At 32.7% G+C, this 24,459-nt stretch carries 25 protein-coding genes and 2 pseudogenes; 4 read left to right on the top strand and 23 right to left on the bottom strand.

The window, feature by feature from the left end; translation table 11 throughout:
- Position 1: 1 nt before the first annotated feature.
- From Q0871_RS01420 to Q0871_RS01360, 13 genes are all read right to left on the bottom strand, one after another.
- Positions 2–589, bottom strand: coding sequence for a DUF6134 family protein (locus Q0871_RS01420; RefSeq protein WP_299317177.1), 588 nt, complete (start codon positions 587–589; stop codon positions 2–4).
- A 191-nt stretch (positions 590–780) separates the two neighbouring features.
- Positions 781–1,356, bottom strand: coding sequence for a DUF6515 family protein (locus tag Q0871_RS01415; RefSeq protein WP_299317176.1), 576 nt, complete (start codon positions 1,354–1,356; stop codon positions 781–783).
- 181 nt (positions 1,357–1,537) lie between these two features.
- Positions 1,538–3,445 (bottom strand): monovalent cation:proton antiporter-2 (CPA2) family protein, encoded by a 1,908-nt coding sequence (locus tag Q0871_RS01410; protein WP_299317175.1) that lies wholly within the window; start codon positions 3,443–3,445, stop codon positions 1,538–1,540.
- A gap of 61 nt (positions 3,446–3,506) precedes the next feature.
- A complete protein-coding gene (locus tag Q0871_RS01405) occupies positions 3,507–4,037 on the bottom strand; it encodes an NAD(P)H-dependent oxidoreductase (RefSeq protein ID WP_299317174.1) in 531 nt (176 codons plus the stop codon).
- A gap of 37 nt (positions 4,038–4,074) precedes the next feature.
- Positions 4,075–4,698, bottom strand: a complete 624-nt coding sequence (locus Q0871_RS01400; protein WP_299317173.1) for a MarC family protein — start codon at positions 4,696–4,698, stop codon at positions 4,075–4,077.
- Between the two features lie 393 nt (positions 4,699–5,091).
- Entirely contained in the window at positions 5,092–5,988 is an 897-nt protein-coding gene (locus tag Q0871_RS01395; protein WP_299317172.1) for a hypothetical protein, read from the bottom strand.
- Between the two features lie 3 nt (positions 5,989–5,991).
- A complete protein-coding gene (locus Q0871_RS01390; RefSeq protein ID WP_299317171.1) occupies positions 5,992–7,842 on the bottom strand; it encodes a 3-oxoacyl-[acyl-carrier-protein] synthase III C-terminal domain-containing protein in 1,851 nt (616 codons plus the stop codon).
- A 3-nt stretch (positions 7,843–7,845) separates the two neighbouring features.
- Positions 7,846–8,565, bottom strand: coding sequence for a sterol desaturase family protein (locus tag Q0871_RS01385; protein WP_299317170.1), 720 nt, complete (start codon positions 8,563–8,565; stop codon positions 7,846–7,848).
- Between the two features lie 226 nt (positions 8,566–8,791).
- Positions 8,792–9,907 carry an esterase-like activity of phytase family protein gene (locus Q0871_RS01380; protein ID WP_299317169.1) on the bottom strand — a complete coding sequence of 372 codons (1,116 nt, stop codon included), beginning with the start codon at positions 9,905–9,907 and terminating at the stop codon, positions 8,792–8,794.
- 216 nt (positions 9,908–10,123) lie between these two features.
- Positions 10,124–10,783, bottom strand: a complete 660-nt coding sequence (gene nfsB / locus Q0871_RS01375) for an oxygen-insensitive NAD(P)H nitroreductase (RefSeq protein ID WP_299317168.1) — start codon at positions 10,781–10,783, stop codon at positions 10,124–10,126.
- A 211-nt stretch (positions 10,784–10,994) separates the two neighbouring features.
- Positions 10,995–11,294: a putative quinol monooxygenase gene (locus Q0871_RS01370; protein WP_299317167.1), complete on the bottom strand. Its 300-nt coding sequence runs from the start codon at positions 11,292–11,294 to the stop codon at positions 10,995–10,997.
- 61 nt (positions 11,295–11,355) lie between these two features.
- Positions 11,356–11,643, bottom strand: coding sequence for an alpha-ketoglutarate-dependent dioxygenase AlkB (locus Q0871_RS01365; RefSeq protein ID WP_299317166.1), 288 nt, complete (start codon positions 11,641–11,643; stop codon positions 11,356–11,358).
- Positions 11,637–11,984 carry a hypothetical protein gene (locus Q0871_RS01360; RefSeq protein WP_299317165.1) on the bottom strand — a complete coding sequence of 116 codons (348 nt, stop codon included), beginning with the start codon at positions 11,982–11,984 and terminating at the stop codon, positions 11,637–11,639. The genes Q0871_RS01365 and Q0871_RS01360 overlap by 7 nt, the downstream gene beginning before the upstream one ends.
- A 176-nt stretch (positions 11,985–12,160) precedes the next feature.
- Here Q0871_RS01360 and Q0871_RS01355 point away from each other — a divergent pair, with 176 nt between their 5' ends.
- From Q0871_RS01355 to Q0871_RS01340, 4 genes and pseudogenes are all read left to right on the top strand, one after another.
- Positions 12,161–13,057, top strand: a complete 897-nt coding sequence (locus Q0871_RS01355) for an AraC family transcriptional regulator (RefSeq protein ID WP_299317164.1) — start codon at positions 12,161–12,163, stop codon at positions 13,055–13,057.
- Between the two features lie 305 nt (positions 13,058–13,362).
- A pseudogene (locus Q0871_RS01350) lies at positions 13,363–13,536 on the top strand (aldehyde dehydrogenase family protein); the annotation flags it as partial.
- Positions 13,537–13,768: 232 nt separating this feature from the next.
- Positions 13,769–14,767: pseudogene (locus Q0871_RS01345) on the top strand (NADP-dependent oxidoreductase).
- 41 nt (positions 14,768–14,808) lie between these two features.
- Complete coding sequence (locus Q0871_RS01340; protein WP_299317163.1) at positions 14,809–15,486, top strand: type 1 glutamine amidotransferase domain-containing protein; 678 nt, start codon at positions 14,809–14,811, stop codon at positions 15,484–15,486.
- Between the two features lie 75 nt (positions 15,487–15,561).
- Here Q0871_RS01340 and Q0871_RS01335 read toward each other — a convergent pair whose 3' ends face one another.
- The 10 genes from Q0871_RS01335 to Q0871_RS01290 form a co-directional block, all read right to left on the bottom strand.
- Entirely contained in the window at positions 15,562–16,236 is a 675-nt protein-coding gene (locus tag Q0871_RS01335; RefSeq protein ID WP_299317162.1) for an SCO family protein, read from the bottom strand.
- Positions 16,233–16,853 carry a toxin-antitoxin system YwqK family antitoxin gene (locus Q0871_RS01330; protein ID WP_299317161.1) on the bottom strand — a complete coding sequence of 207 codons (621 nt, stop codon included), beginning with the start codon at positions 16,851–16,853 and terminating at the stop codon, positions 16,233–16,235. Before Q0871_RS01330 ends, Q0871_RS01335 begins: the two co-directional genes overlap by 4 nt.
- A 2-nt stretch (positions 16,854–16,855) precedes the next feature.
- A complete protein-coding gene (locus Q0871_RS01325; RefSeq protein WP_299317160.1) occupies positions 16,856–17,644 on the bottom strand; it encodes a YHYH protein in 789 nt (262 codons plus the stop codon).
- Between the two features lie 133 nt (positions 17,645–17,777).
- The gene (locus tag Q0871_RS01320; protein ID WP_299317159.1) at positions 17,778–19,343 is read right to left on the bottom strand and encodes a carbohydrate-binding domain-containing protein; all 1,566 of its coding nucleotides are present in this window, start codon (positions 19,341–19,343) and stop codon (positions 17,778–17,780) included.
- Between the two features lie 448 nt (positions 19,344–19,791).
- Positions 19,792–20,790 (bottom strand): YHYH protein, encoded by a 999-nt coding sequence (locus Q0871_RS01315; RefSeq protein WP_299317158.1) that lies wholly within the window; start codon positions 20,788–20,790, stop codon positions 19,792–19,794.
- Between the two features lie 41 nt (positions 20,791–20,831).
- Entirely contained in the window at positions 20,832–21,440 is a 609-nt protein-coding gene (locus Q0871_RS01310) for a hypothetical protein (protein ID WP_299317157.1), read from the bottom strand.
- 69 nt (positions 21,441–21,509) lie between these two features.
- Positions 21,510–22,127, bottom strand: a complete 618-nt coding sequence (locus Q0871_RS01305) for a hypothetical protein (RefSeq protein ID WP_299317156.1) — start codon at positions 22,125–22,127, stop codon at positions 21,510–21,512.
- Positions 22,128–22,137: 10 nt separating this feature from the next.
- Positions 22,138–23,199 carry a YHYH protein gene (locus Q0871_RS01300; protein ID WP_299317155.1) on the bottom strand — a complete coding sequence of 354 codons (1,062 nt, stop codon included), beginning with the start codon at positions 23,197–23,199 and terminating at the stop codon, positions 22,138–22,140.
- Between the two features lie 36 nt (positions 23,200–23,235).
- Entirely contained in the window at positions 23,236–23,988 is a 753-nt protein-coding gene (locus Q0871_RS01295) for a hypothetical protein (protein ID WP_299317154.1), read from the bottom strand.
- A 109-nt stretch (positions 23,989–24,097) separates the two neighbouring features.
- Positions 24,098–24,379: an EF-hand domain-containing protein gene (locus tag Q0871_RS01290; protein WP_299317153.1), complete on the bottom strand. Its 282-nt coding sequence runs from the start codon at positions 24,377–24,379 to the stop codon at positions 24,098–24,100.
- Between the last annotated feature and the right edge of the window lie 80 nt (positions 24,380–24,459).

Genomic DNA, 24,459 nt, shown 5'->3' with positions numbered 1-24,459 from the left:
ATCATTTTTGGGCAACAATGTCAAATTTTATCAATCCTCCATTAATTTCCGCTTTTTCTAAAAAACCATCTTTATAGTGATAAATATTCTCATTTTTTTTAGCATTTATCTTTTTATATGAATGATTGCCTAATGGTATAATGGTATTAAAACTTCCATCTTGCTCAGAATAGCACCGTTCTATGTTTACTGGCTCCACAAAATATAGTAATATGGTAGCGTATTTGATATCTTCTTCTACCACTAACTCATTTTTATTATTTTTTGAAATTTGGTAATAATCTATTTCCCATTTGGTAAGAATGTCGGCATAGGGTTTATCATTAACATCTATAAGTACGTTAGCCCTCTTTAACTTATTATTTTCATAGATAACATTGTACAAATAATTTACATCTATTTCTTTGATGACCCTAGTGTTTATGGTAGTTACACTTTGGTAATGAATTTTAGAATCTTTAATGGTTTTTGAAGCTTTTAAACTACCTATTACATTGTCTTTGTGTACAATATCAAATAAAAGAGTATTTTTTATAGACTTTACATCTTTTGAAATAGAACCAATTGGTCCTAAAAAATAAATGTACAAACTATTATGAATTGATTTATTGATGACATCTTTACGTGTAATGGGGTTCTAAATTGTAATTTAGTTACTTAGGTAAAAGTAAGTAATTCGGTTTTTTATAAACCTAAGCAATATCATGTTTTATAGATTGAAATAAAAAAAGGGCTTACGAATATATTCGTAAGCCCTTTTTTTATAAAACTTATATTTAATTACTCCATATCAATAATACCAACAACTTCATAAGCTCTAGAACCATTTACTTGTATTTTTTCATACAGTATATTAGAGTACTCATAGTATGTAAATCCATCAATAGTAACTTTTTCATACCCATCAGGTAATTCGCTAACCACCGTACCAATTTCAGGATCTACAACTTCGTATCCAGAATTTGCTTCAACATAGAAGGTACCACCAACATTAAAATACAAATGGTTATTGAAACGAACTCTTGCATAATTTGGAGGTAAGCTATTTATTCTAAACCCAATCTTAGGTGCGATGGCAATATATCTACCACGAGATGCTGTATAGTATTTATTATTAGAGTAGTAATAACTTTGACCATTATGTTTTACAACGGTTTTGTTAGGCACTGTTCTAACTGCTACTACCTTCTTTTTAGGTGTTTTATACTGAACCTTCTTACTTGAAACTCTGCCAGGAGTTTTAGTAACAGTCGTTGTTTTTGTTGCTGTTTTTTTACGTGTTTGTGCTGTACTTGGTAAAGCAAATGCTATTAGAAATAAACCTAATATTACGTATGTTTTAGTGTTTGTTTTCATCGTTTTATATTTAAAGGTTAAACTTTTATTTTACGTTCAATACTTTGACATGTAAATGTCCCTGAGGTTTAATCTATAACCTTATAATTAAATTAGAAATAGACGAATTGGCATATTCTATCTATGAATTTGGATATTCTATAGAAGTTTAAAATAGACCTTTAAGGAGTTGAACTGTATATTAGTCCATTGATGAAGAAGTATTATTTTGCTGGTTTTCTAGTACTTGTCTTATAGATTCGCTATCCCAATGATTATCGTATTCTACAATACCTCTTTTAAAATCTTCTTCTAACAATCGTTGTTGTTCCTCTAATTCTTTACGAGCTTTAAAAATATAGTTTTCTTCCCCCTTTGGTTCAGCGGCTAATCTTCTTAAACTTGATTCATCATATTTAATGAAATTTTGCACCTGTTGAGTCAATGTATATTTTCTAAAACCAAGTTTGCTTAATACATCTTTAGCTAATGAAAGTGACGTATCTAAAGATTCTCGATAAATATTCTCCATACCCATATTCAATAATTCGTAGGCATCATATCTATTTTGCGCTCTAATCATGAGTTCAACATGGGGGTATTTTTCTTTCACCATTTTTGTAATTTCTTTGGTAACACTAGGGTTGTCAATAGCACATATTAATATTTTAGCCTGTGCAATACCTGCAGATTCTAATAGATCTATACGTGTAGCATCACCATAATATACCTCAAACCCCATTTTACGAAGAAAGTCAACTCGATTAGAATCTTGGTCCAAAATTGTAGGCTCAATACCGTGAGATCTTAAAAAACGACCAACCGTGCTACCAAAATGTCCGAAGCCTACAAGAATAACATTTTGCGATTTTGCAATGTGGTCCATTGGTCTCTTTATAGATTCTTTAGTACCTATTTTTGGAAGAATTAATCGTTCGTTGACAATACTAATAATTGGAGTAATAGACATACTCAAGGCAGTAATCACCAATAAAATATCCATCTGTTCTTGTTCTAGAATATTCAATTCAAATGCAAACGAAAGTAGTACGAAGGCAAATTCACCAATTTGTGCCAAACCGAAGGTCAATAATAGTTTTTGGTCAAGCTTCATTTTAAATACCATTCCGGTAAAGAACAGAACCAATGCTTTGATGAGTATTACAGCAATTAAAATTCCACCAATGGTCAACGGCATTTTTGCAATCACCACAAAGTTTATAGAAGCTCCAACAGCAATAAAAAAGAGACCTAGTAGCAAATTTTTAAAGGGTTCTAAGGTGCTTTCTAGTTCATGTTTATATTCACTGTTAGATAGCACTACCCCACCTAAGAAAGCTCCTAAGGCAGGTGAGAGTCCTACATATTCCATTAAAAACGAAATGCTGAAGACAATTAAAAGAGCAGATGCTATCAATAGTTCCCGAACACCGGTTTGTGCTACTTTTCTTAACATCGGAACTATTAAGTACTGCCCTGCACCTATTATTAATGCCACTGATAAAATAATAGCAAGCGTCTGGTAACCCATAGGTAATCCATCTAAAAGATTGCTACCTGCTTCATGATTTTCAGTAGTAGATGCGACATCTGTATTTGATAGTAGCGGAATGGCACCTAACATAAAAATGACAATGATATCTTGAAACAATAGTATTGAAAAAGCGGAATTTCCAAAGGTGGTTTCCAGTAATCCCTTTTCTTTAATGGTCTGCATGGCTATTGCGGTAGATGATAGGGCTATTGCCATAGAAATGACAAGTGAAACTTTCCAATCAAATTCTAATAGCATAAAAAAAATGTACGCTAATATCATGGTACCCCCAACTTGTAATCCACCCATACCAGCAATGGTTTTACGCATATTCCAGAAATTCTTCGGCTCAATTTCAAATCCGATTAAGAATAGCATTACCACAACTCCGAATTCAGCAAAATGAAGAATATCTTCCCCTTCTTTACCAATGAATCCTAATACGTAGGGTCCAATAATTACCCCTGCCATTAGGTAGCCGATAACAGAACTAAGTCCTAATTTTTTCGCAATAGAAACACAAATGATTGCGCCTAACAGGAAAACAATTGCATCAAAAAGTATACTGCCGGTCATAGTGGTTGGTTTATTTGTAATGCTACTATGTAGACATTACTTAGGTATTTAAAATACTAATTTATGATTGTAGTTCGTCTATAAATGAACTGTATTGCGCTCCATAAACCTCTAGTTCATCATCTGTTAATTTATAAGATCCCATTACGGTAAAAGGTTTGTGATAGTTCATTAAACACAAATTAGCAGTTTGCTCAAAAGGTCTTAAAAATTCTGTTATCGTATAGCTATTTGTTCCTTGGGTGCAGTATAGTTCTTTACTGCCGCCAGTGGTAATAGTATTTAAGCAAATTTTAGAGGATAATGATTTTCCATTTGGTCCGTATGCCCAATTGAATTCCAATACCATATCTATCCATTGTTTTAATAGTGGAGGACAGCTGTACCAATACATTGGGTGATGCCATATAATAACATCATGTTCTTTTAACAATTTCTTCTCGAAAGGCACATCTATATGAAAATCTGGATACTCTTCATATAAATCATGAAAAGTAACGCCCTCTTTATTTTTAACATGATTTACTAAAACCATATTTGCTCTAGATTTTTCGTACTTAGGATGAGCAAATAAAATTAGGACTTTCTTCATGTTCCGTTAAATTAAGGAAAATAAATATTTATGGTACTTACTTAGTAACCAGGTCAAAAGAAATTTTTATTCCTTCTATAATCATACCTGTTCCAATAATAGCTATAATCAAACCCATAATTTTACCAATTACCGAAATAACATTGTAGCCTACAAGCTTCACAATTAAGTTACTTAATCTAAAGGTAAAATAAGTTAGTAAACTCATGAAAGCAAAAATCGCAATTACTATAGTTATATGAACAGGTTGAGCGCTTGATACAAAGTTCATAGCTGTAACAATTGTACCAGGACCAGCTAAAATAGGAATCGCCAATGGTGAAACAGCAATGTTTTCATCAATATTAACGTGTTTAATATTCTTAACACTAGACTGTTTTGATTGCAGCATGTCAAAACCGATATAGAATATTAAGATACCACCTGTAATTTTAAAGGCAGGAATGCTAATATTAAATAATTCGAATATATATTTTCCTAAAAGGACAAATACTAAAACAATGATAAAGGCAATAATATTTGCTCTTTTATTGATATCAGCTTTGGTTTTTTCATCTGCCCCTTGGGTTAAAGATAGAAAAACGGTCATGTTAGATATTGGGTTTGTAATGGCAAAGAAGCCAGTAAAAACAGCAATAGAAAACGTAATTAAATCATCCATTATTTTAAGCGAAATTTAATCTTGCAAGAACTTCATTTCTTGTTAAAAAAACAAAGTTATTTTGAATCTTTTGGGAATAATTTGAATATAAAAAAATGCTGAGACTAATAAAAATTAATCTCAGCTATTCAATTAATGATATGCATTTTAATGACCTATTGAAAATCCGATGCTTTTAACGGGTATTTTTTTTGGTGTATTTTAAATAGTAATTTAAATAGTATTAGAATCTATAGTTTTATCTGTTCAAATAAACCGAATAAAATTGCTGTCGTTTACTGAAACAGTTGTGATTACACACTGCCGAAACAAAAGGTGAGTTTTTGTTTGAAAAAGAGGCTTAATAAAAAGTAGTCTTAGTTTCTGGTAATACCAAAACCTTTAGTTTTATGTCTATTTTAAAGGAGTTATAATACCATCGCGATCTTTATTTAATTTCATTTTAACCAAGACTTCATGTAGGGTTTCAGCCGCTAGACCGTGTAATACCAATCTGTAAGCAACACTATAGGTTGTAGCAGGCACCATAGGGTGTTTATTGTTCACCAAACCTAAATGCCCAGGAGTGTTTATAATTTGAGAGGTGTAAATGGCTATGGTCTCATCTAATTGTAATGAATTTGATGCTCTAATAAAGTCGTTAGATGTTAGAAACAATTGATAATACGGGGTAAACAATTCAATAGCAGACCTAAGATCAAGAAAGTTCGTCCATTTATTCGGAAACTGAATATGGTCAAATTGATCTTCAGAAATCATATCCAAATTAATTTTTTTTGGCGGTTCAATTTTGATTCCTTTTTGTTTCAATTGATTGTTCAAATGAATTACAAAATTGTACAAATTTAAATCATGCTTTAAAAACAGGTCGTCTTTTACATCTTCAAAATCTTTAGGTTTTAACGGGTTTCCTACTATCTCTGCTTCGGGAATATTTCCTGCAATAAATTGTAATATTTCGGTTCCGATATGAAAATGTCTAAAAATAAGCAAATTGGCATCTGGACTTATAAAGGTTTTTAGACCCCAAGCTAAAATACGATGCAATATTTTAGATGAATTTATAAGGTTTGGTAAGAAGAACTTGAAAATATGAATAAAGAACATCGAAATCTTAGACCCAATATGTACAATAGGTAGCACGTATTTTGCCGATTTAGAAGCATTGTCCCTCATAAGTGCCAACTTTGTGGATTGATTAATAGGAATGCTTTCATCTAAAAACAATGCCAACCAAGGGTTAGGGTCCCTTTCGTCATGTTTTGAAAAATCCATGTTTTCGTCTATCATATCTTAATAATTACCTAATTCATTTAACTGCATAGTATATAATTTAGCTGTAATCTTCGCAGTCTTTACTATTTTCTCAGCTACGATCATATTCATTTCTGGATGATTCAATGCTTCTTCTAAATTATGAAAATGGTTTTCATCTGCTACACCATGATAGGTGAAAAAGGAAACCTGTTCGTCCTTCAAATTTAATTGATCTTTTATCATCTTACCCCAATAACCTGCCAAACGCTTGCCTATACCTTCAATAATAAACATAGATCCCAGTAAATCAATAGGGTTTGGTTTGCTAGCCTGTTGAAACATAAATGATGTTAGAGAAACCGTGCCAATATTTTTTTCTCCATTTTGAATTACCTCCAAATCTTCTCCTAATGCCACATAATTTCGTTCTAACATTTGGTAATCTTTATGCTCGGCAGCAGTATGTTTGATAAAAGCAGAACGTAGCTCAAAAAGTTCAATATCAATATTTGAGGCAGCCCTAGAAATCCATTGAGAACCATCAATTACTTGCTGTCGTAAATCAGTAAGTAGAAGTTTATAATCAGACAAACTGAGTGTACCATCTTGTATTTTTGCTAGAACGGGCACTTTAAGCAATGCGCTTTCAAAATCAATCCATACTTGAGTTAAATTCCTAATTAGCCATTCTGAAGTTTCGGTATTATTAATAACTAATTCGGGAGATTCTATTTTTCTTAAGGGATATCGTTTTGTTGTTGTATCGCTGTTACCAACTACGGTTAGTTGCATAAATGAGGTGATAAATCTACCACTTTCGGGTACCATGCAAAGTATTTTGTTTCCTGGTTTTAATGATCCTGAATGCATTAGTTCGTCGAGCATAATAAAAATAGAAGCCGAGCCCGTGTTCCCTTTCGAAGTAAGGTTGCTGAACCATTTATTATCGGCTATTTCGCCACCACCTTTTAACATCAATTCTTTGATAGGGTCTTTGAACATTTCTGAAGAATAATGGCAACATAACCAATCGATTTCACTCGTATTGATTTTACCTTGGTCGATGAGATCAAAGTAGTGAGCAACGCCAGTTTTTATTACCTTATCTAATAATCTAGTGTCTTGCTGTAAATTGATTGCACCGGCTTTAGAGGCTTCCTCATAACTGGGGTAATCTAACCATGTTCTTTCCTCTTCATTTTTGTTGTCAGTTTTACCTGTATACATACAAACAGGAAATTCATTGGCATGAGACTTTAGGTCGATCCAATCTATTTTTAAGGAAATACCATTTTCATTTTTCTTGTTTTGAAGAACAAAAGCCCCTGCGCCATCAGAAAGCATCCACCTTAAAAATTCGGCATTAAATGGTAGGTCTTTTACTCCTTGGGCTTCAAACCGCGAAGCTTTAAATAGTCGGCTTGCCAATTCACTACCCACACAAACCGCATTTTCTTTTTCATCGCATTTAATTTGTGCATATGCATTTTTCAATGCCATAATACCACTAGCACACACACTTTGAAAATTAGCAACTTCACATCTGTTAAAATCTAGTCCAGCATGTACCATACTGGCAAAACCAGGTATTGGTAAATCTGCTTGTGTTGTTCCCGTACATAACAACTCAACATCGGTAGTTCTTAAGCTACTTTTTTGAATGGCATTATTAACGGCACCAACTGCTAATTGCGCGTTAGAGTGGGTGCTTCTTTGATCTTTATCGATTGCATAGTATCTTGTTTTAATACCATTTTGATTTAAAACCCGATTTTTTGCACGGCTATCTTTACCATGTATACGACCTAGGTAATCTTCCATTTCATCATTAGAAATGGCTTTATTGGGTAAAAAAGAACCTGTACTTGTTATAAATACGTCACTCATATATTAACGGTTATGTCTTGAAAATAATTTGTCTAAAAGATGTAATGCAAATCCGTAATTTCTACGTCCTTTGCTATGGTGTTCATTGTGGTGGGTGCCAAAAAGTTTCCAGTTTCGACCTTTTCCATCCCCAAATCTATAGTTACAATGTCCTGCAAAATTTAATAGAATACTTACCAATGGATACAAAAATATAGCTACAATAGAAAATGGTACAGATGGAGCAATTATTAACGGAACAGTACTAAGAAGAAGAGCTTCTACCCAGTGAAAACTAAATACAGAATATACATTAGGCACGGTAGACTTGTGATGTATTTTATGCACATGTCTCATCATAAATTTTTGATGCATCAATCGGTGTACGATATAAAAGTGGACCTCGTTACAAATGGTAAGAATTACCAATCCTATCAATACATTTGACCATGTATTGGACAATAGTTCAATGACCCCTTTTCGAATTAAAAAAATGATAGGGATAATTGAAAATCCAAAAATTAGTATTGATTTTATGGAGTGTTTTATTTCAAAGGCTATCTGCTTTTTAGAAACTTCGATAGCTATAACCTTATTTAGCATTTTCTTACGCTCTAATAGCTTGCAACTATATAAAAATAGAGTGCCTACTCCAAAGTATAAGGTTATAAAATAACCGAATGTAAGACCATATAGCGCTATATAAGAATAATTAAGAACAATGTCTTTTATAAGATGGTTCAAGTCAATAATTTGCTTTGTATGTCACGAATATAAGCTCTTAAAATACAGTAAAAGAATTATATGTAAACTACGTTCATCTTATTAACGTAATTCATTAGGTAGTTTATTGTCTTAAAAAAATATATGTTTTTTCTTATCTGAATATTACCAAATTAAATAATATATGCTCATAATAAACCCCAGACTATAGTAGTATAAGTTGTGGTTCAAAATTGATTCTCTATATTTATTTCTCTACTTCAAAAAGTATAAACTGATTAAGTTGTGGACCATAAAGGCTAAAATTATTATCGGCTACCACTATTAAAGAGCGATTACCGTTTGCAAAGTCAGGTCCAAATGTGATTCCTTCAATATTATCTACAATACCGTTCGTCAAGTCTTTTCTAATATCCTCAAAATTGAATAAAAGCTTCTTTGTTACTTTGGTATAGCTCTCACCTTTTAAACTATTAATACTACTTACATCGGTTGCTTTGCTTGCATTTACATCGTAAATTTTAACGGTATTACCTCCGTCAGCGTATCCCATAGAATAAGAGCGTTCTAAAACAAAAAATCTATTTGTATCGTATTCTAGAATCTCAACAATCCCATTAAGTACAAAAGTGGATCCATCAGCTGCAGGACGGGTAACTTTATCCAATTCATACACTATTTCCTTTTCTGAATGCCCCGTTTTTTTATTAATATATACTATTCTTACAGGTGAATCTGTTTCTTCTAAAGTTGGTTCAACTCCGTCTTCTTTCAATGGTAATTCCATCGCAACCCAATACCCTTTTTTATTATGACTTAAAGCTATTCCTTCAAAAACACCGTTATGGCGAGGTCCTAAATCTGGATTGTCATTAGGTAAGTAGCGATTTGCTAAATCTATTTCTTTTACAAAATTTCCGACTGAATCTGAAATGTGTACGAAAGGTATCAGACCTTCTTTAATATTCCCTTCACTTGTCCAAATCAAAGCACCATTATCACATCTTATAGATTCGGGATCAACAATTCCCTTAGATAAATTATTTCCATTTTCGTCTTTAAAATGAGTTACTGCTGTAACCTGAATAGTATTAAATCCTTTTAAATCATATGAAACGATTGCCTTATAAAACCTTGGAGAATCACTATCATCACTTATAGCATACCAGTCGCCATTTGCATAATCTATGCCTGATAACCCTCCTACTCTTGTGTTTGCAAATGTTGTTTCATCAGGTAAAATATATTCATCAACAAAACATAATTTGAGACTGGTTTCAATCTTATTAGTGTTTTTTTTATTGCCACAAGAAATCACCAATAATACTGTAAATACCAATAACGTTCTAGCTACTTTACTCATTTGATTAATCTATAGTTGCCCATATTAACAGCGGTAAAATTACTCTTAAATCACTGTTCGTGTTTAAGTTCTGAACGTTTCAATACTTTTATATTACCAAACAAGAATTTTTTTATTCCATTACTATAAAAGTAATCGGAGTTGTATCTTGAAGTGAGTTAACATCTTCAGTTGGAAATTTTCTTTATATCCTATAACTTTCATATTAGATGAAAGTTATATTACAGTAAAAAGCTCGTTTTCTGGTAGTCTAGATTTAGGTGTTTTTTCTGTAGAATTGAAATCAGATTCAGCTCTATAACCTAAAGAAACGGCTACTAATGAAGTAAACCCTTTTTCTCTTAATCCGAATTCTTCATCTAATACTTTCATATCAATACCTTCCATTGGGGTAGCATCTATACCTAGACTAGCAACACCTAGTAGAAAACTTCCTATATTAAGATATACTTGTTTTTCCATCCAATGTTGAAGATCTTTTAAATCGTATTTATGAATACCTGCAAATGCTTTAACTGCACCTAAGAAGCCGTTTTTGATATCTTCATTTGGAAATCTTCCGTCTTTGTCTTCGGTATTAGCAATGTGCTTGTAGTAATCTTCGTCTGCATCAATTTTTGAACAAAACAAAACAACAGCAGAAGCGCTGGTCACTTTTAGTTCGTTAAAACTAAAAAAACCTTGAGTTCCTTTTGCTATACGTGCTTTACCTTCTGTAGTTTCGGCAACTATAAAATGCCAAGGCTGAAGGTTTACGCTTGACGGACTCATTCTCAATAAGTTTTTGACTTCAGCCATATCATTATCAGATATTTTCTTGCTTGTGTCATATTCCTTAGTTGTATATCTCCATTCTAATGTTTCTTGTAAATTCATCTTTTTATATTTTTAATACCGTTGATTCTTATTTTAAAACAAAGATATATACACAAAACACTAAAGTAAGAGTACAAAAAAAGGAGATTAAGGTAAAAAGAAAGGTTTTTAAGAGGGTAAATCTTAAAAAATTGCCAAAATGAACCAAATATTGATAGAAATAACTGTTTAGTATACCTTATTTTAGAATTAAACCTCTACTGATACAAACCTAGTTAGTAAGTTCTGTCATCTTGTATGCGCTAACATTTTCTAATTTATCTTTAGAAACCAACCTGTATGCTGCAATATGGTCACTTTGCGAGTGCTTGGCCAAATAATCTTGATTTACCCATTTTTCGTGAAACAAGAACAAATTCGGGTTATCGTTGTCTTGATGTAAGTCGTAAGCAATACAACCTTCTTCCCCTCTAGTGGGACCGACAAGTTTTAACAATTCAGCTTTTATTTCTTCTCTAAATTCTTCTTTTACTAAAATATGAACGACTAAGGTTAGATAAGATTTTTTCATAAGATGTTTCAAATTGGTTATAACGTTTGAAAGTCAAATGTAAAGATTGATGCCGAATAAATTAACCTATCCACCTAAAGGTTAGGTTAATTCTTGGGGCTATTGGTTTTTTTGTTTTTGGTATTTTATGTTTCCAGTTTTCTTGTGTAGCTCCTTGCATCAATAATAGACTGCCATTTGCTAAAGGTATATCTACACGTTTTAAATCTGTTCGTGAAACATGTTTAAGCTGAAAAGGTCGAGTTGCCCCAAATGTAACCGAAGCAATTACGGTATGATGTCGTTGAGCTCCCTTATAATCTTGATGCCAATCTACACTATCTTTTCCGTCACGGTAATAATTCAGCAAACAGCGTGTAAATTTATATCTACTTCCTGCTCTATTTGTTGCTTTATAATAAGTAAATCATCATTCCAAACATGAATTTTACTTTTGGTATTTGTGTATTGAATGTCTTTGCTAATATCACCATACCAAGCCGTCAACCTTGGGTAGTCCACAAGTTTGCCGTGTATGGTAATTTGATCTTGCTGCCAAGGTGTATTTTGAAGTAAACTTTTATACAACTTATTGCTTTCTTCAATGCTAAAGAAATTCTCAAACAAAGTAACATCAGCACCTGGTAAATCAAATTCTATTTTACGGACTTCTTCTGTAGAAAATAAATCTGTTTGATTAAATATATCCATTTACGATACACTAATTATTTGATATTTTTCTAAAACAAAGTTACTAGCTTTCAAGAGTTTTTTACGGTAGAAAAGTTGGAATTAATGGTATAAATAAAGGTTAACTAGGTTTCAATAAAACTCAAATTCCAATTTTTGGCATAAATTTGCCTTATTTTCTCTAAAATGTCATTCATATGCAAGTATTAGAAGTGTATAAACCTTTTGAAATACAAGAAATTGAATTAACCGATTGGAAACAACGACCAGTTAAGAACAATTTTTTCGAGTTTGTATTGATAAACGATGGCGAAGGCACACAATGCATAAACTATAACGATTATGCTTATAGCAAAAATAGTATGTTTTTGTTACCACCCTTAAAATGTCATTCGTTTACTATAGAAAAACCTACCAAATTTATATTTCTAAAGTTTACCGATTCGTTTTTTAAAAGTGCTAATAGAATAAGTATTGATAGAAACGAGTGGTTTAAAGAAGCTTCGTATATTTTATCTAATTATAACCAATTACCTGGTGATGTTATTAAAAATGAAATAGACCGTAATTATTTACAAAGCCTTATCGGCATGATTCTTCAAGAATCTAGAAATTACGGTGAAAGGTCTGTAAATCTAGTTACCAGTTTAATGACCAGCATCTTAGAGATTTTAATTCGCAATATTAAAAAAGGTAGCTACTTTGAAATACCAAAAAATAATTCTGATGACAGAATTACTAAAATGCTTACTTATATCAATGAGAATATTAGTAAAACAGAATTATTGAAAGTCGAGAATTTAGCAAATGTTTTTCAGATGTCACCAACATATGTAAGCGAGTTTTTTAAGAAACAAGTAAATATGTCGTTGCGTGAATATATTATAAAAGGGAAGCTTAAATTAGTAGAAATACGATTGTTGAACTCTGATTTTAGACTAAACGAAATTGCCGATGAATTGGGCTTTACAGATGTTAGTCATCTTTCTAAAACTTTTAAGCGGTATACAGGATCGTCTATTCGCGATTTTAAAAATAAAGGAGAATACATGTTATTAAAAAGAGCAATTTGTACATCGAACGTAAGTGCTTAAGCAAGTTTTTTTATTAAACTTCGTCATTAATACGCTATTCAGTTTTGTTGCTAGGGCATATACTTGATTTCTAACCTATATATTGGAAGGATTATCCAATCCTCGGTTTTTAACTCATAAACGGTAAATTATAATTCGTTTCCTTTTCCGTCAATTGTTATTTTAATTTAGTCAAAAGACCTAATTCATTACGTGAAAATTAGTCTTAAATCAAAAAAACGCACAAATAAATTAGAAGATAAAGTAATTATTATAACTAGTGCATCTAGCGAAATAGGTAGATTAATAGCATTCAAGCTACCAGACTAGCCGAGAAACATTTTGATACGGGAATGGTTTTTATTAATTCTTTCGGATTAGCTGAACCTTCAATGCCATTTGGCGGAGTAAAAGACTCCGGTTATGGACGTGAACATGGCGGTTTCGGGATGAAAGAGTTCGTAAATGTAAAGTCCATCTTTATTATGGATGATAAATAAAAACACTTAAAAAAGGGCAGTCATTTGACTGCCCTTTTTATATAATATAGTTGTCTTTTTATAAACCTTTGTTAAAAAATGAATGTTCATTCTTTTTTGTAATATCTTTGAACTGTCTAAGAAATATAGATTATAAATTTGCTATAAGTTATATAGAAGCTAACTAGAAATAGTACTTATTATCACATATTTCTATAGACAATAATTTAGTATAGAATCTAAATAGTAACTTATGAATAAGTCCATTAATTAAAAAAAACGTCCAGTAGGTACTCCTACTCTTTCTGACTTTGAATTTGTTGAAACTGATGTAAATCGTAGTATTACTGATGGTCAACTATTGTTAGAAGCCAAATATATTTCTGTTGACCCATATTTAAGAGGTCGTATGGGTGATGCTAAGTCGTATGTACCACCATTTAATTTAGATGAGCCCATAAGCTCTGGTATGGTTGCTGAAGTTATCGAATCTAACAACGACAAATTTAAGAAAGGTGATTTTGTATCAGGATTATTACAATGGAAAGAAAAGCAGGTTTCAACAGGTGAAGGTTTGCAGAAAATAGATAAAAGTAAGGCTCCACTTAGTGCATATTTAGGTATCGTTGGTATGACGGGATTAACAGCTTTTTTAGGTCTTCACGAAATTGGGAAGCCTAAAAAAGGTGAGACTTTAGTAGTATCTGGTGCTGCGGGTGCCGTTGGTAGTGTTGTTGGTCAGATCGGTAAAATTCTTGGCTTAAATGTTATTGGTATTGCAGGTACGGATGAAAAAGTTGAGATGCTAAAATCAGAATTTGGTTTTGACCATGGCATCAACTACAAAACCACTAAAGATATGCAAGCTGCCATAAAAGAAGCAGCCCCTAAAGGCGTAGATATTTATTTTGATAATGTTGGCGGACCAATATCTGATGCTGTTCTCTTCAATATCAATCAATTTGCAAGAATTGTTATCTGTGGTGCTATTTCAGTTTATAACAAAACAGAAATTCCGATGGCAGTAGCTGTGCAACCATTTTTGGTGAAGAATAGTGCATTAATGCAAGGCTTTATAGTTTCTAATTACGCAGACAAATTCCCAGTAGCTATGAAGCAATTATCTACTTGGTTGGGAGAAGGTAAATTAACATATAAGGAAACCGTCGTTGACGGCTTTGAGCATACGCCACAAGCATTCTTAGATATGATGGATGGTAAGAACAAAGGAAAAATGATAGTAAAGGTCTAGAAAAAAGACTCTCTATAAATCAATAATTTAAAAAAAATAAGATGAAAATATTATTCGTATTAACCTCTCATGATCAATTGGGAGACACAGGAAAGAAAACAGGATTTTGGATAGAAGAGTTTGCAGCTCCGTATTACGCACTTTTAGACAAAGGTGCTGAGATTACAGTATCTACACCAAAAGGTGGTCAAGCACCAATTGATCCAAGTAGTGATTCTGAAGACGCTCAGACAAAAGATACAAAGCGTTATAAGGATGATAAAGATGCGCAAAGCGTTATAAACAATACCAAGAAATTAGTAGAGGTAAATGCATCTGATTTTGATGCGGTATTCTACCCAGGTGGTCACGGACCGTTATGGGATTTAGCGAATGATGCTACCTCAATTAAATTGATTGAAACATTCAATGAGCAAGCAAAACCAGTTGCATTTGTATGTCATGCGCCTGCAGCATTAAAAGGTGTTAAAGGAACAGATGGTCATCCATTAGTTAAAGGTAAGAAAGTAACTGGCTTTACCAATACAGAAGAAGCGGCAGTGCAATTAACAGATGTTGTTCCTTTCTTAGTTGAAGACATGCTACAAGAAAATGGCGGAATCTATTCTAAAAAAGAAGATTGGGCAGCATACGCAATTCAAGATGGTAATTTAATTACAGGTCAAAACCCTGCATCATCTGAATTGGTTGCAGAGAAGTTATTGGCAGCTTTGAAATAGAATTCAGAATATTAAATGAAAAAGCCCGTAAAATTAATTTACGGGCTTTTTTGTATTTACTACTTAATCAATCTATCAACTCTCTTCTAATAATGCATTTACATCGGTAATCAATTGCGCAACAGATGCTCTATTTAATCCGTTATAGATACCACGTATGTGCTTGTTTTTATCTATGAGCAAGAAGTTTTCGGTATGTAGAAAGTCATTAATATCCTTAGGAATACCTAAATCATTTTCTACAAAATATTCGTTTCTACCTAAGTTATAAATTTCAGTTTTGTCACCAGTAACCAAGTGCCATTTAGCATCTATAACTCCATTCTTTTCAGCATATGTTTTAAGGACAGAAACTGAATCTATTGAAGGGGTAACGGAATGTGAAAGAATAGCTACTTCAGAATTATCTAAAAAAGCTTCTTGCACCTTCGTCATATTATTGGTCATCTTCAAACAAATACCTGGGCAACTCGTAAAAAAGAAGTCCGTAATGTAAATTTGATTCTCAAATGATTTTTGAGTCAATGTATCTCCTAACTGATCAACCAATTTAAAATCAGGAATTTTGTGAAATTGTTTTTCTTCTTCAGTATTCGGAGTTATCCAATGTGGTGTAAATGATTCATCATTATAATAAGGCAAGTGCTCTACCCTACTGGTCTCTTTAACCTGTATGTCCTCTTTTTTTACTGTTTGTTTACAAGCAGCAAAAAGAAGTATAACAACTATAGAAAGTACTGTCTTGTTCATAATAATTCGTTTTCTGATCTAATTACAACTTCATCTTCTAATTGATAGCAAGAATTGGCTCTTCGTAACCCAAAAATACGTCCGTTTTTGGCTTCGTAATTTACATACAAGGTTCCGTTTTTTAACCACGCTTTTTGTAATCCCTCTTCTCTACCGTTAACCAATTGACGTTCTTTTGCCAATTGACCATCTGCGTACCATTTCTTTTCTACTCCGTTCATGTTTCCATTAACATAGTTAGCTTCTTGAGCTAATTGCCCATTCTCCCACCAACTTTTATACGAACCTTCTAGACGATTATTTATATAATGAAATTCAACTCGTAATACACCGGTATCTGACCATCTTTGTACAACGCCTTCTCTTTTACCTTTTACAAAACCCACCTTTTCAGCCAAATTGCCATTTTCATGTAAGGCTATTGAATAACCATCATAAGGTGAGTTTTTGTAATACCAAGTTCCTTCCAATTGATTTAGCTTTAATTCTTCTTTAAATTTAGTTTCTTGCTTAATCACTATTGGTTCATTAACCAAAGCTTTAGGCTCAGTTGTATTTTTACAACCGACTTGAAAAATTAGTATAAAACAAATAATATGGAATTGAACTATTCTCATTCTTAATATCCTTGGTAAGGACCTGCAAATGCAAGGTATGATCCTGTTGTTGAATAAATTTCATTTATAATATGGTAATGATATTCTTCTTCACCATCAGTATACTGAGTAGTAGAAGTGTGTCCGCCAGAAGCATCTAGATCTGAAGGATAATCACCTGTAGAATTACACTTACGACCATAAAGAAAAACACCATCTAATAAAACACCTACTAAATTTTCATCATCATCAGTAAATGCTTTAGGCTCTAAATGATAATGATATACTCCAGGACCAATATGAGCACCTGTCCAGTCTAAACTTCCTGCAGCTTGGTCTAAAGTACCGCCACCTTCTTGATCGTTAAAAATAGAAGATCCACTAACGGCTATACCAATGGTATTCAATTCAGTCTCGATAGTACTACCTGTTAAATTAGGGGTTGCATCTACACGAATAGTTGTCGCATTATTATTGCTAGACATAATACTAGGTGTGGTGGCAACATCTGATTCTTCTAAATAAAGCTCATTACCTTCGCCCCAATAAACCGTTTCGTGATTAGGTAAACCAGTAGTTTCAATAACAACCTCAGACCCATCTAAATAAACAGTTACAGCATCTGAATTAAATGCAGCATATGCAGCATGTAATTCTGTTACGACTTCTTCAGAATCATCGTCATCATTACTAGCAATGTCTTCTGTAATATCATCATCAACACTATCACTACTACATGCAATTAAGGTGATGAACGATAATGCCAAAACAAATGACACTTGGGGAATTTTTTTTAGACTATTTTTTTTCATAATATTTAATTTGAGCTAAATTTCAGCGATTTAACACTACAATACTACTAACTTAGTGCATACCAGATTTTGGAAATCAGTTAATAACGGTAAGCTTTAAGTGATTAGAGAGTTTTTATAGGTGAATAGTTTTTTATCTACCTCCATTTTCACCTTGAGGACCTAATTCTCCACCAATTTGAGTTACTGTGCCATCAATGGTAAAGAAATCACCTGAATCTGTACCTCCGCTATATGTGCCAGATGTGTATAGACCGTTAACTTCAGTACCATTACTTACACTACCTCCTGTATAGATTGTATATGTTTTACCAGTTTCTAGTTTTGAATTAGAATAAATGATGGTATTTACGCGGTAAGGAACTTCATATGTTAGGGCTTCAGTACCATCTTCTGATTGAATGTTCAATAATGTATTGGCACTTATACCGTCAAAAATTACAGTATTTTGAGTACTTGCGCTTTCTGTTGGGAAAGAAGTGTTCAATGCCAAACCTAAAATAGTACCACCTGTAACCTTAAACAGATTGTCATCTGTGTCAAAACTTCCATCAGGTTCGTCTGTTCTAACGGATATGGCAATCGTAGTACCACCAGTAATAGTAATACCGGCATTACTATCTATGGCATCGTTAAGTGTGCTTTTTACAAAAGTATTTCCACCATTTATATATAAGGTTCCAATGGCGTTAAGTCCGTCATCATAGGCATCAATATTTATGTTGCCATCATTTATGGTCATAATACCTTTGGCTTCCATTCCTTCTCCTTCAGAAGTTGTGATGGTAAACTCACCACCATTTATAGTTAAATTAGGAGTGATTGAATCATCTGGTTCATCTTCATCATCAATATCGTAAGAAGCAACGATTCCATCATCTATAGCATTTATATTGAACGTACCGGAATTAATAATAATATAGCCTTCTCCACAATCCATACCATCACTGCTTGCATTTATATTGATTGTACCTCCATCGATTATTATATAATCATTAGTGTGCATTCCATCCGATGCTGCTTCTGATACCGTAATTGTACCGCTAATAACTCTAATGTAATCATCACTTGCTATACCATGTTTGTAGTTTCCTGCAACATTAAGAGCACCAGATCCGCTAAATACCAATTGCCCTTCGCTAAAAAATGCTGCTTTTGCATCTTCATCATCTGGTATAACGCTATAACTAGAGGCATCGATTAGATTATTTGTACCCTCCAATAGCACAAAAATGGTTTTTGATGATTGAATGTTTATGGCAGGACCATCATTATTTGTAATACTTAAATCGGTAAGTGATAATTTAAATTTCTTATCGCTATACATTTTCAACATTCCATCTGTTGTGGTCCCTGAAACTTCATAGGCTACTTCTGAAATAGTGGAACTAACCGTAACATCTGCCCCATCTTGTGTAATTACCACATCATCGGGTACAGGATTTGTAATAGTAACCGATGTTTCTGAAAATACAATTTGAACAGTGTTTTCAAAGGTGGCATTTTCCACTAAATCATCTTCATCGGCACCCGTATTATCAGTATCTCCTTCAGCCGTCCCTGTTGAATTAGTGCTCGTAATTACAACGTCATCAGTGGTTGTTGTAGTTTCATTTTCGTTATCATCACTACTGCAAGAAGTGAAAACGGCTAATGCTATAGCTAAAATTCCTGCTTTATTAAATGTTTTGTACTTCATGATTCTTATATTTTAAATTAAGTTCAGAGATTTTATTTAAGTTCTAATAAAGTTGAAATTTTAACCTTTCGTTTCTACTATTTCTAAATTGCCGGTAATATTAAACTTGAATAAAATATAATTCTACAATAAACTAAATGGTTTTAACGACTTGTTTTTAACACTTTACAATACAAGTATAAAGTTAAGTTTTGAAGGATATTTTGAGAATCAGTAAATCACAGAAAGTATTAAGTGAATGGTGAATTTTAATAAGTACTTTTTATTTAGAAGAGATAGAATTAGGTCTCAAAAGGAAAGTTTTTAAATAAAATTAGCCATTAAATCGTACTAAGATTTAATGGCTAGATTTTGAGTTGTCTTATTTTATATTTGTATAAACTACATTAATATAAACCCCTTACTTATTAGGCTAAGGAGATAGATGTATAATTATGTTTTTGTTATCCTATTGAACATTAAAATTATTATTAGCAGCAACACCCTTTAAACATTTTGGAACGTTAGGTGCATCTGTATTACTAGCCACATAATGGTACACTCCGTCTGGATAATCTGTAGTTACCGATGTTCTACCACCACAATCATCTAAGTCATCTGGTTCTGTGTTATAAGCATAAATAGGAAAACCATCTTTAGCAAAACCTATTAGTTTGGTATCTACTACCTGTTCTATTAAAGTACATTCTACGTCTGTAATATCATTAGCTGCTAATACTTGATTCATGGTCTCTGCTACAAAGTGCCAATGGTAATAACCAGCAGGGTCATTATGTCCTCCGCAAGGATCAAGAGAAGGTATGTTTCCGGCAATTTCTCTACCTGGGTTGGTTACCGAAGGCGGGTTGCCATTTATGGGAACACCATCTACAGAAACGCCCACTAACTCAATAGTATCGATATCATTATTGGAAGAAGCCAATTTTGGAGTAGCAGGTATTAAAAATGATAACTGAAGATTATTATCAGGAGCAGCTTGTAAGCAGTATGATAAATCAGAATCAACCATACCTGAGTTAAAATCATCAGTGTTGATATTGCCATTATCGTCAACAATATCATACCCATCTGCCTCCATGGCATTAAATAAATCAGCCTTTAAAACTTGGAATCCGGGGTTAGTGTTACCATCATAAATACCCAAACCACCAATATCATCTATAGTTTCTGGGCAATAAGGACCATCCTCTATAGGATTGCTTGAAAATACCAGCTCATAACAATCGCCAGTAGTACCATCTTCAAGCGTACAATCTACTTTGGTATAAGATATTAATGAGGTTGAATTAAAAAAAGACTCTTGAATTGTAGCGTCGGCTACCTCTTCGGTCTCCACATCAGTTTCTATATCGGTAGTATCATCACTACTACAAGCTAGTAAACCAACAAGTAGAATGCCAAACAAAAACAACAACGACATTATGGTTTTTAAAGCACCTTTTTTCATAAGAATATATTTTAAAGAATTGAATAAATATTAAACTGTTTTTAAGTAATTGATTTACTTGAGGGCAAAAATTTTCTTCCAAAAACAACTACTGGTATTACAGCGATAAACCATAAATAATTTGCATTGAATTTTTGATTATCGGTAATCATTAGATTATTCTTAAAGACTTTTGAAGTGGTATAATCGTTACTATCAGACAACACCACCTTACTGGTTTCACCATTTAACAATAATGAAAAGATGGTTTGATGATGGTCATTTTCTTTAAAAGCATCGATTTTTAAATCAATTATATTAAAAGACTCGGGTACTACCGAAGTAATAAACTTTAAATCGGTCTGATGATTTCCAAGTTTAATTCCCCCATTTAAAATATTGACATCTTTATTATTAACGGCTAACTGAAAATGATCTTTAATGTATGCTACCGCAAGTTTTTTATATTCTTCATTAGAAATTTTCGAAATATCTTTATTTGGAAAAGATGTTATTAACGCTTGGTCTAAACCAGCTTGACTAAGACTAATGTTCAGAATACCAAAGTCCCCTTCTACTTCCAAATAATACATGGCGGATAATGGATTGTGCGCTTCCGCTATCTTAAAAGTCAATAAAAATAATGCGGTTATTAACAGTATTTTTTTCATGGTTTCTATAATTACTTGTGAAGTATTCGGTAACAGCTACATTTTATAATATTCTAAATAAAATGGTATTTAAACTTCATCATTAGTTAGAATAATCTTTTGTACTAAAAAGCTAAAACCTAATAAGCTCATTACAATTAAGATGACATATGAGGAATCCATACCTGCATTTTGTTGACTCGCTTCCACGAACTTATTTCCATTAACTTTTAGATTTAAAGTATGGTCATTATCATTATTTAAAATGAATTGATCTTTACTGAAGCCATCTTTAAAAATGAACAATGCACTTTGACTTCTACCAATATCTTTAAATGCTGCATTTCTTACGCGTATAGATTGTAAATCTGAGGGAATACCAAATACTTCAAACATTACTTTTGTCTCATGACCTAGTTTTACAATTCCTTGACCTAGGGTGATTTTTGAACCATCATTAAAACTAATATCCAAATTGTTTTTAATGTGCTCCAATACCATTTGTTGAAACTCCTCGGGGGTTTTATACGGAGTTTCTGCAAAATGTGTTCGTACTTCTTGCTGAAAAGCGGTTAATGAAGAACTGATCTGTAGCACCCAGGTGTTATTTTCCTTCTCAACTAACATAGTTGTAGAGGCATCTGGGTTGTGGGCATAACCTAGCAATGAAAATAGCCCGGTTATATAAATTAAGATATACTTTTTCATAATAATATTTTTAGTTTACGTAAGCACCTTTTAATCCATCAATAAAGTTGTTATTACCAGCTGCATCTACATGGTAATGGTAACCTCTAGTATCATCAGAATGTCCTCGTAGTTCATCCAAATCGGTAGCATCGACACCGCTGCTATCAGCCAATTCATAAATTCCAAATCCATCCAAAGCATAACCAATTAAGGCAGCATGCCCGTCATCTTGAGCTACTTTAGTACTAAAGCCCGTTGCTGCGTGGTAATGATACCCTTGGTTAACGTTAATGTGACCACCAGCATCATCAAAAGGAGCTAATGTATATGCACCTAAAATATTATCAACAGGTGCTGGAGCAGAAAATTCAATTCCGTTCAATGCTACTCCACGTGTTGATGGAGCTGTTGTTGTTCCTGGACCTCCAGGACCACCACCTGTGGTAGTAAATAGTACAGGAGTATCTTGTGAAACCGGAGTAATAGGAATAGTCCATGTTTGCGTTAAATCTGTGATATAGGAAGGTAGACATTCTACACAGAAATTTTCATATTCATCACCAACATTAGGGTTAGCGGCATTTTCACAATCCTCTTGGGTATCGGTAATATAAATATCACCGTTGGCATCGTACATCAACCAATTTGGATCATTATAGAATGTTGCCATATTTTCAACGAAAGCACCATCTACATCATATACTTCTCCACCTTCTAGCCAAATACCACCTGCTGTAGCATCATCTTCAATATTACCAGGGCACCATGGTCCCATTTCATGATCTCCAGGTAGACTGGTCGTAACTATTTGATAACAATCTGTTTCAGTACCGTCTGATAATGTACAGGGCACAGTAGTAATAGTTACAGAGCCATCTGTAGTATAGAAATAAGAAGCGTCAACACTTACTGTATTTGTATCTTCATCTGTGGTGTCATCGTCAGTGCCATCGGTAACTGTATCATCTTCATCTTCAATTACCGAATCATCTGTTGTAGAAGAGTCATCATCACTACAACTTACAAAGGTAATAGCGGTAAAGGCAAAAATGAAGTAAGCCAAAATTGAGTATTTATTTTTCTGTATCATAATTTTAGGTATTTAATTGTTATTATTTTAAAGTGATTAAGGTCTGTTCAACTCTTGATTCAACTTTGTGGCAATTGTTTCTGTTTTCTGTCTTAAATTTTTTGCAATAGTCAATTGTCCTTTAGTTTGCAATAGTCTATCTATAATACTGTTTTGATACTCTCTATTTACCAGTAATTCGGTATAGTTAGATTGATTGCCATATACTTTCATTCTATTATAGTTATAACTATTTTGAGGCAGAATTTCAATTAATGAAATATGCTTTTCTATAATTGGTTTTAACCTATTGGATATAATATTTTCAATTCTATCTTGTTGATTGTCAAAACTATCCAATTCATTAGGGTAAGCAGCAATCAATTGTTTAAGCGAGTCACTATTAATAAATTCAAATTTATTAGTAACATTTATCGAGTTGATTGCTTCATCTCGCACTATAGTTCTATCATAGTTTAAATTCACAATTAAAGCTTTAGCGTCTTGAGATAATTCATTGGTAGGCATGCCTAAATAATTAATAGTATTCTGAAGCTTTTGTATACTATTTGTATATTTTACAATGGCACTATCTAGAACAATTAAATTAGTATCAAGTTCTTGACTTAAACTTTTATATATTTTTAGTTCAACAATTCTATTTTTTTTAATCTCATTAAGGCTGTTTATTTTCCAAGCAATTAAAAGCCCAACAACAATTAACAACACTTCACCAAGAGCATAAATAAAATAACTTTTGAATTTATCTAAGCCTATTAGTTTTCTCCTAACTTTTCTGAATAATACCATTAAATGTATACTTGTTAGTTGTTTAGAGAATTAATGTTTTAAATTAAAGCTTCACAATTTCTCATGAAGCTTTGGGCTAACTTCAACAAACATTATTCAATCAAAAACCTTAATTTTTAGGTCTTCCTTTTGGTTTAGGAGCCTTTTCTAATTCTTCTTCAGTAAGAAAACCATCTTCATCAGTATCAATTTTATCGAAATCATCTTTTAAAGGTCCTTTTACCTCGTCTTTAGAAAGTTGACCATCTTCATCTTTATCCATTTGCTTTAAAAGCTCAGTAAATGTTGGGGGCTCTTTTCTTTCGCCTTTAGACTGTGCGTTAACTGCTACTGTTCCAAATGCAACTAACATGGCAAATAATAATCCTGTTTTTAATGTAATACGTTTCATATGTTTTAATTTTATAGTTAATATTCGAGAACAAAGATGTAAGAAACTTTAATGTAATATGAGCGTATTAAGTGCTTGAC

The organism is uncultured Maribacter sp. (assembly GCF_947500985.1).
Lineage (GTDB): Bacteria > Bacteroidota > Bacteroidia > Flavobacteriales > Flavobacteriaceae > Maribacter.
Note: the sequence above shows the minus strand (reverse complement) of the source record. Positions and strands in the feature narration are given on the sequence as shown.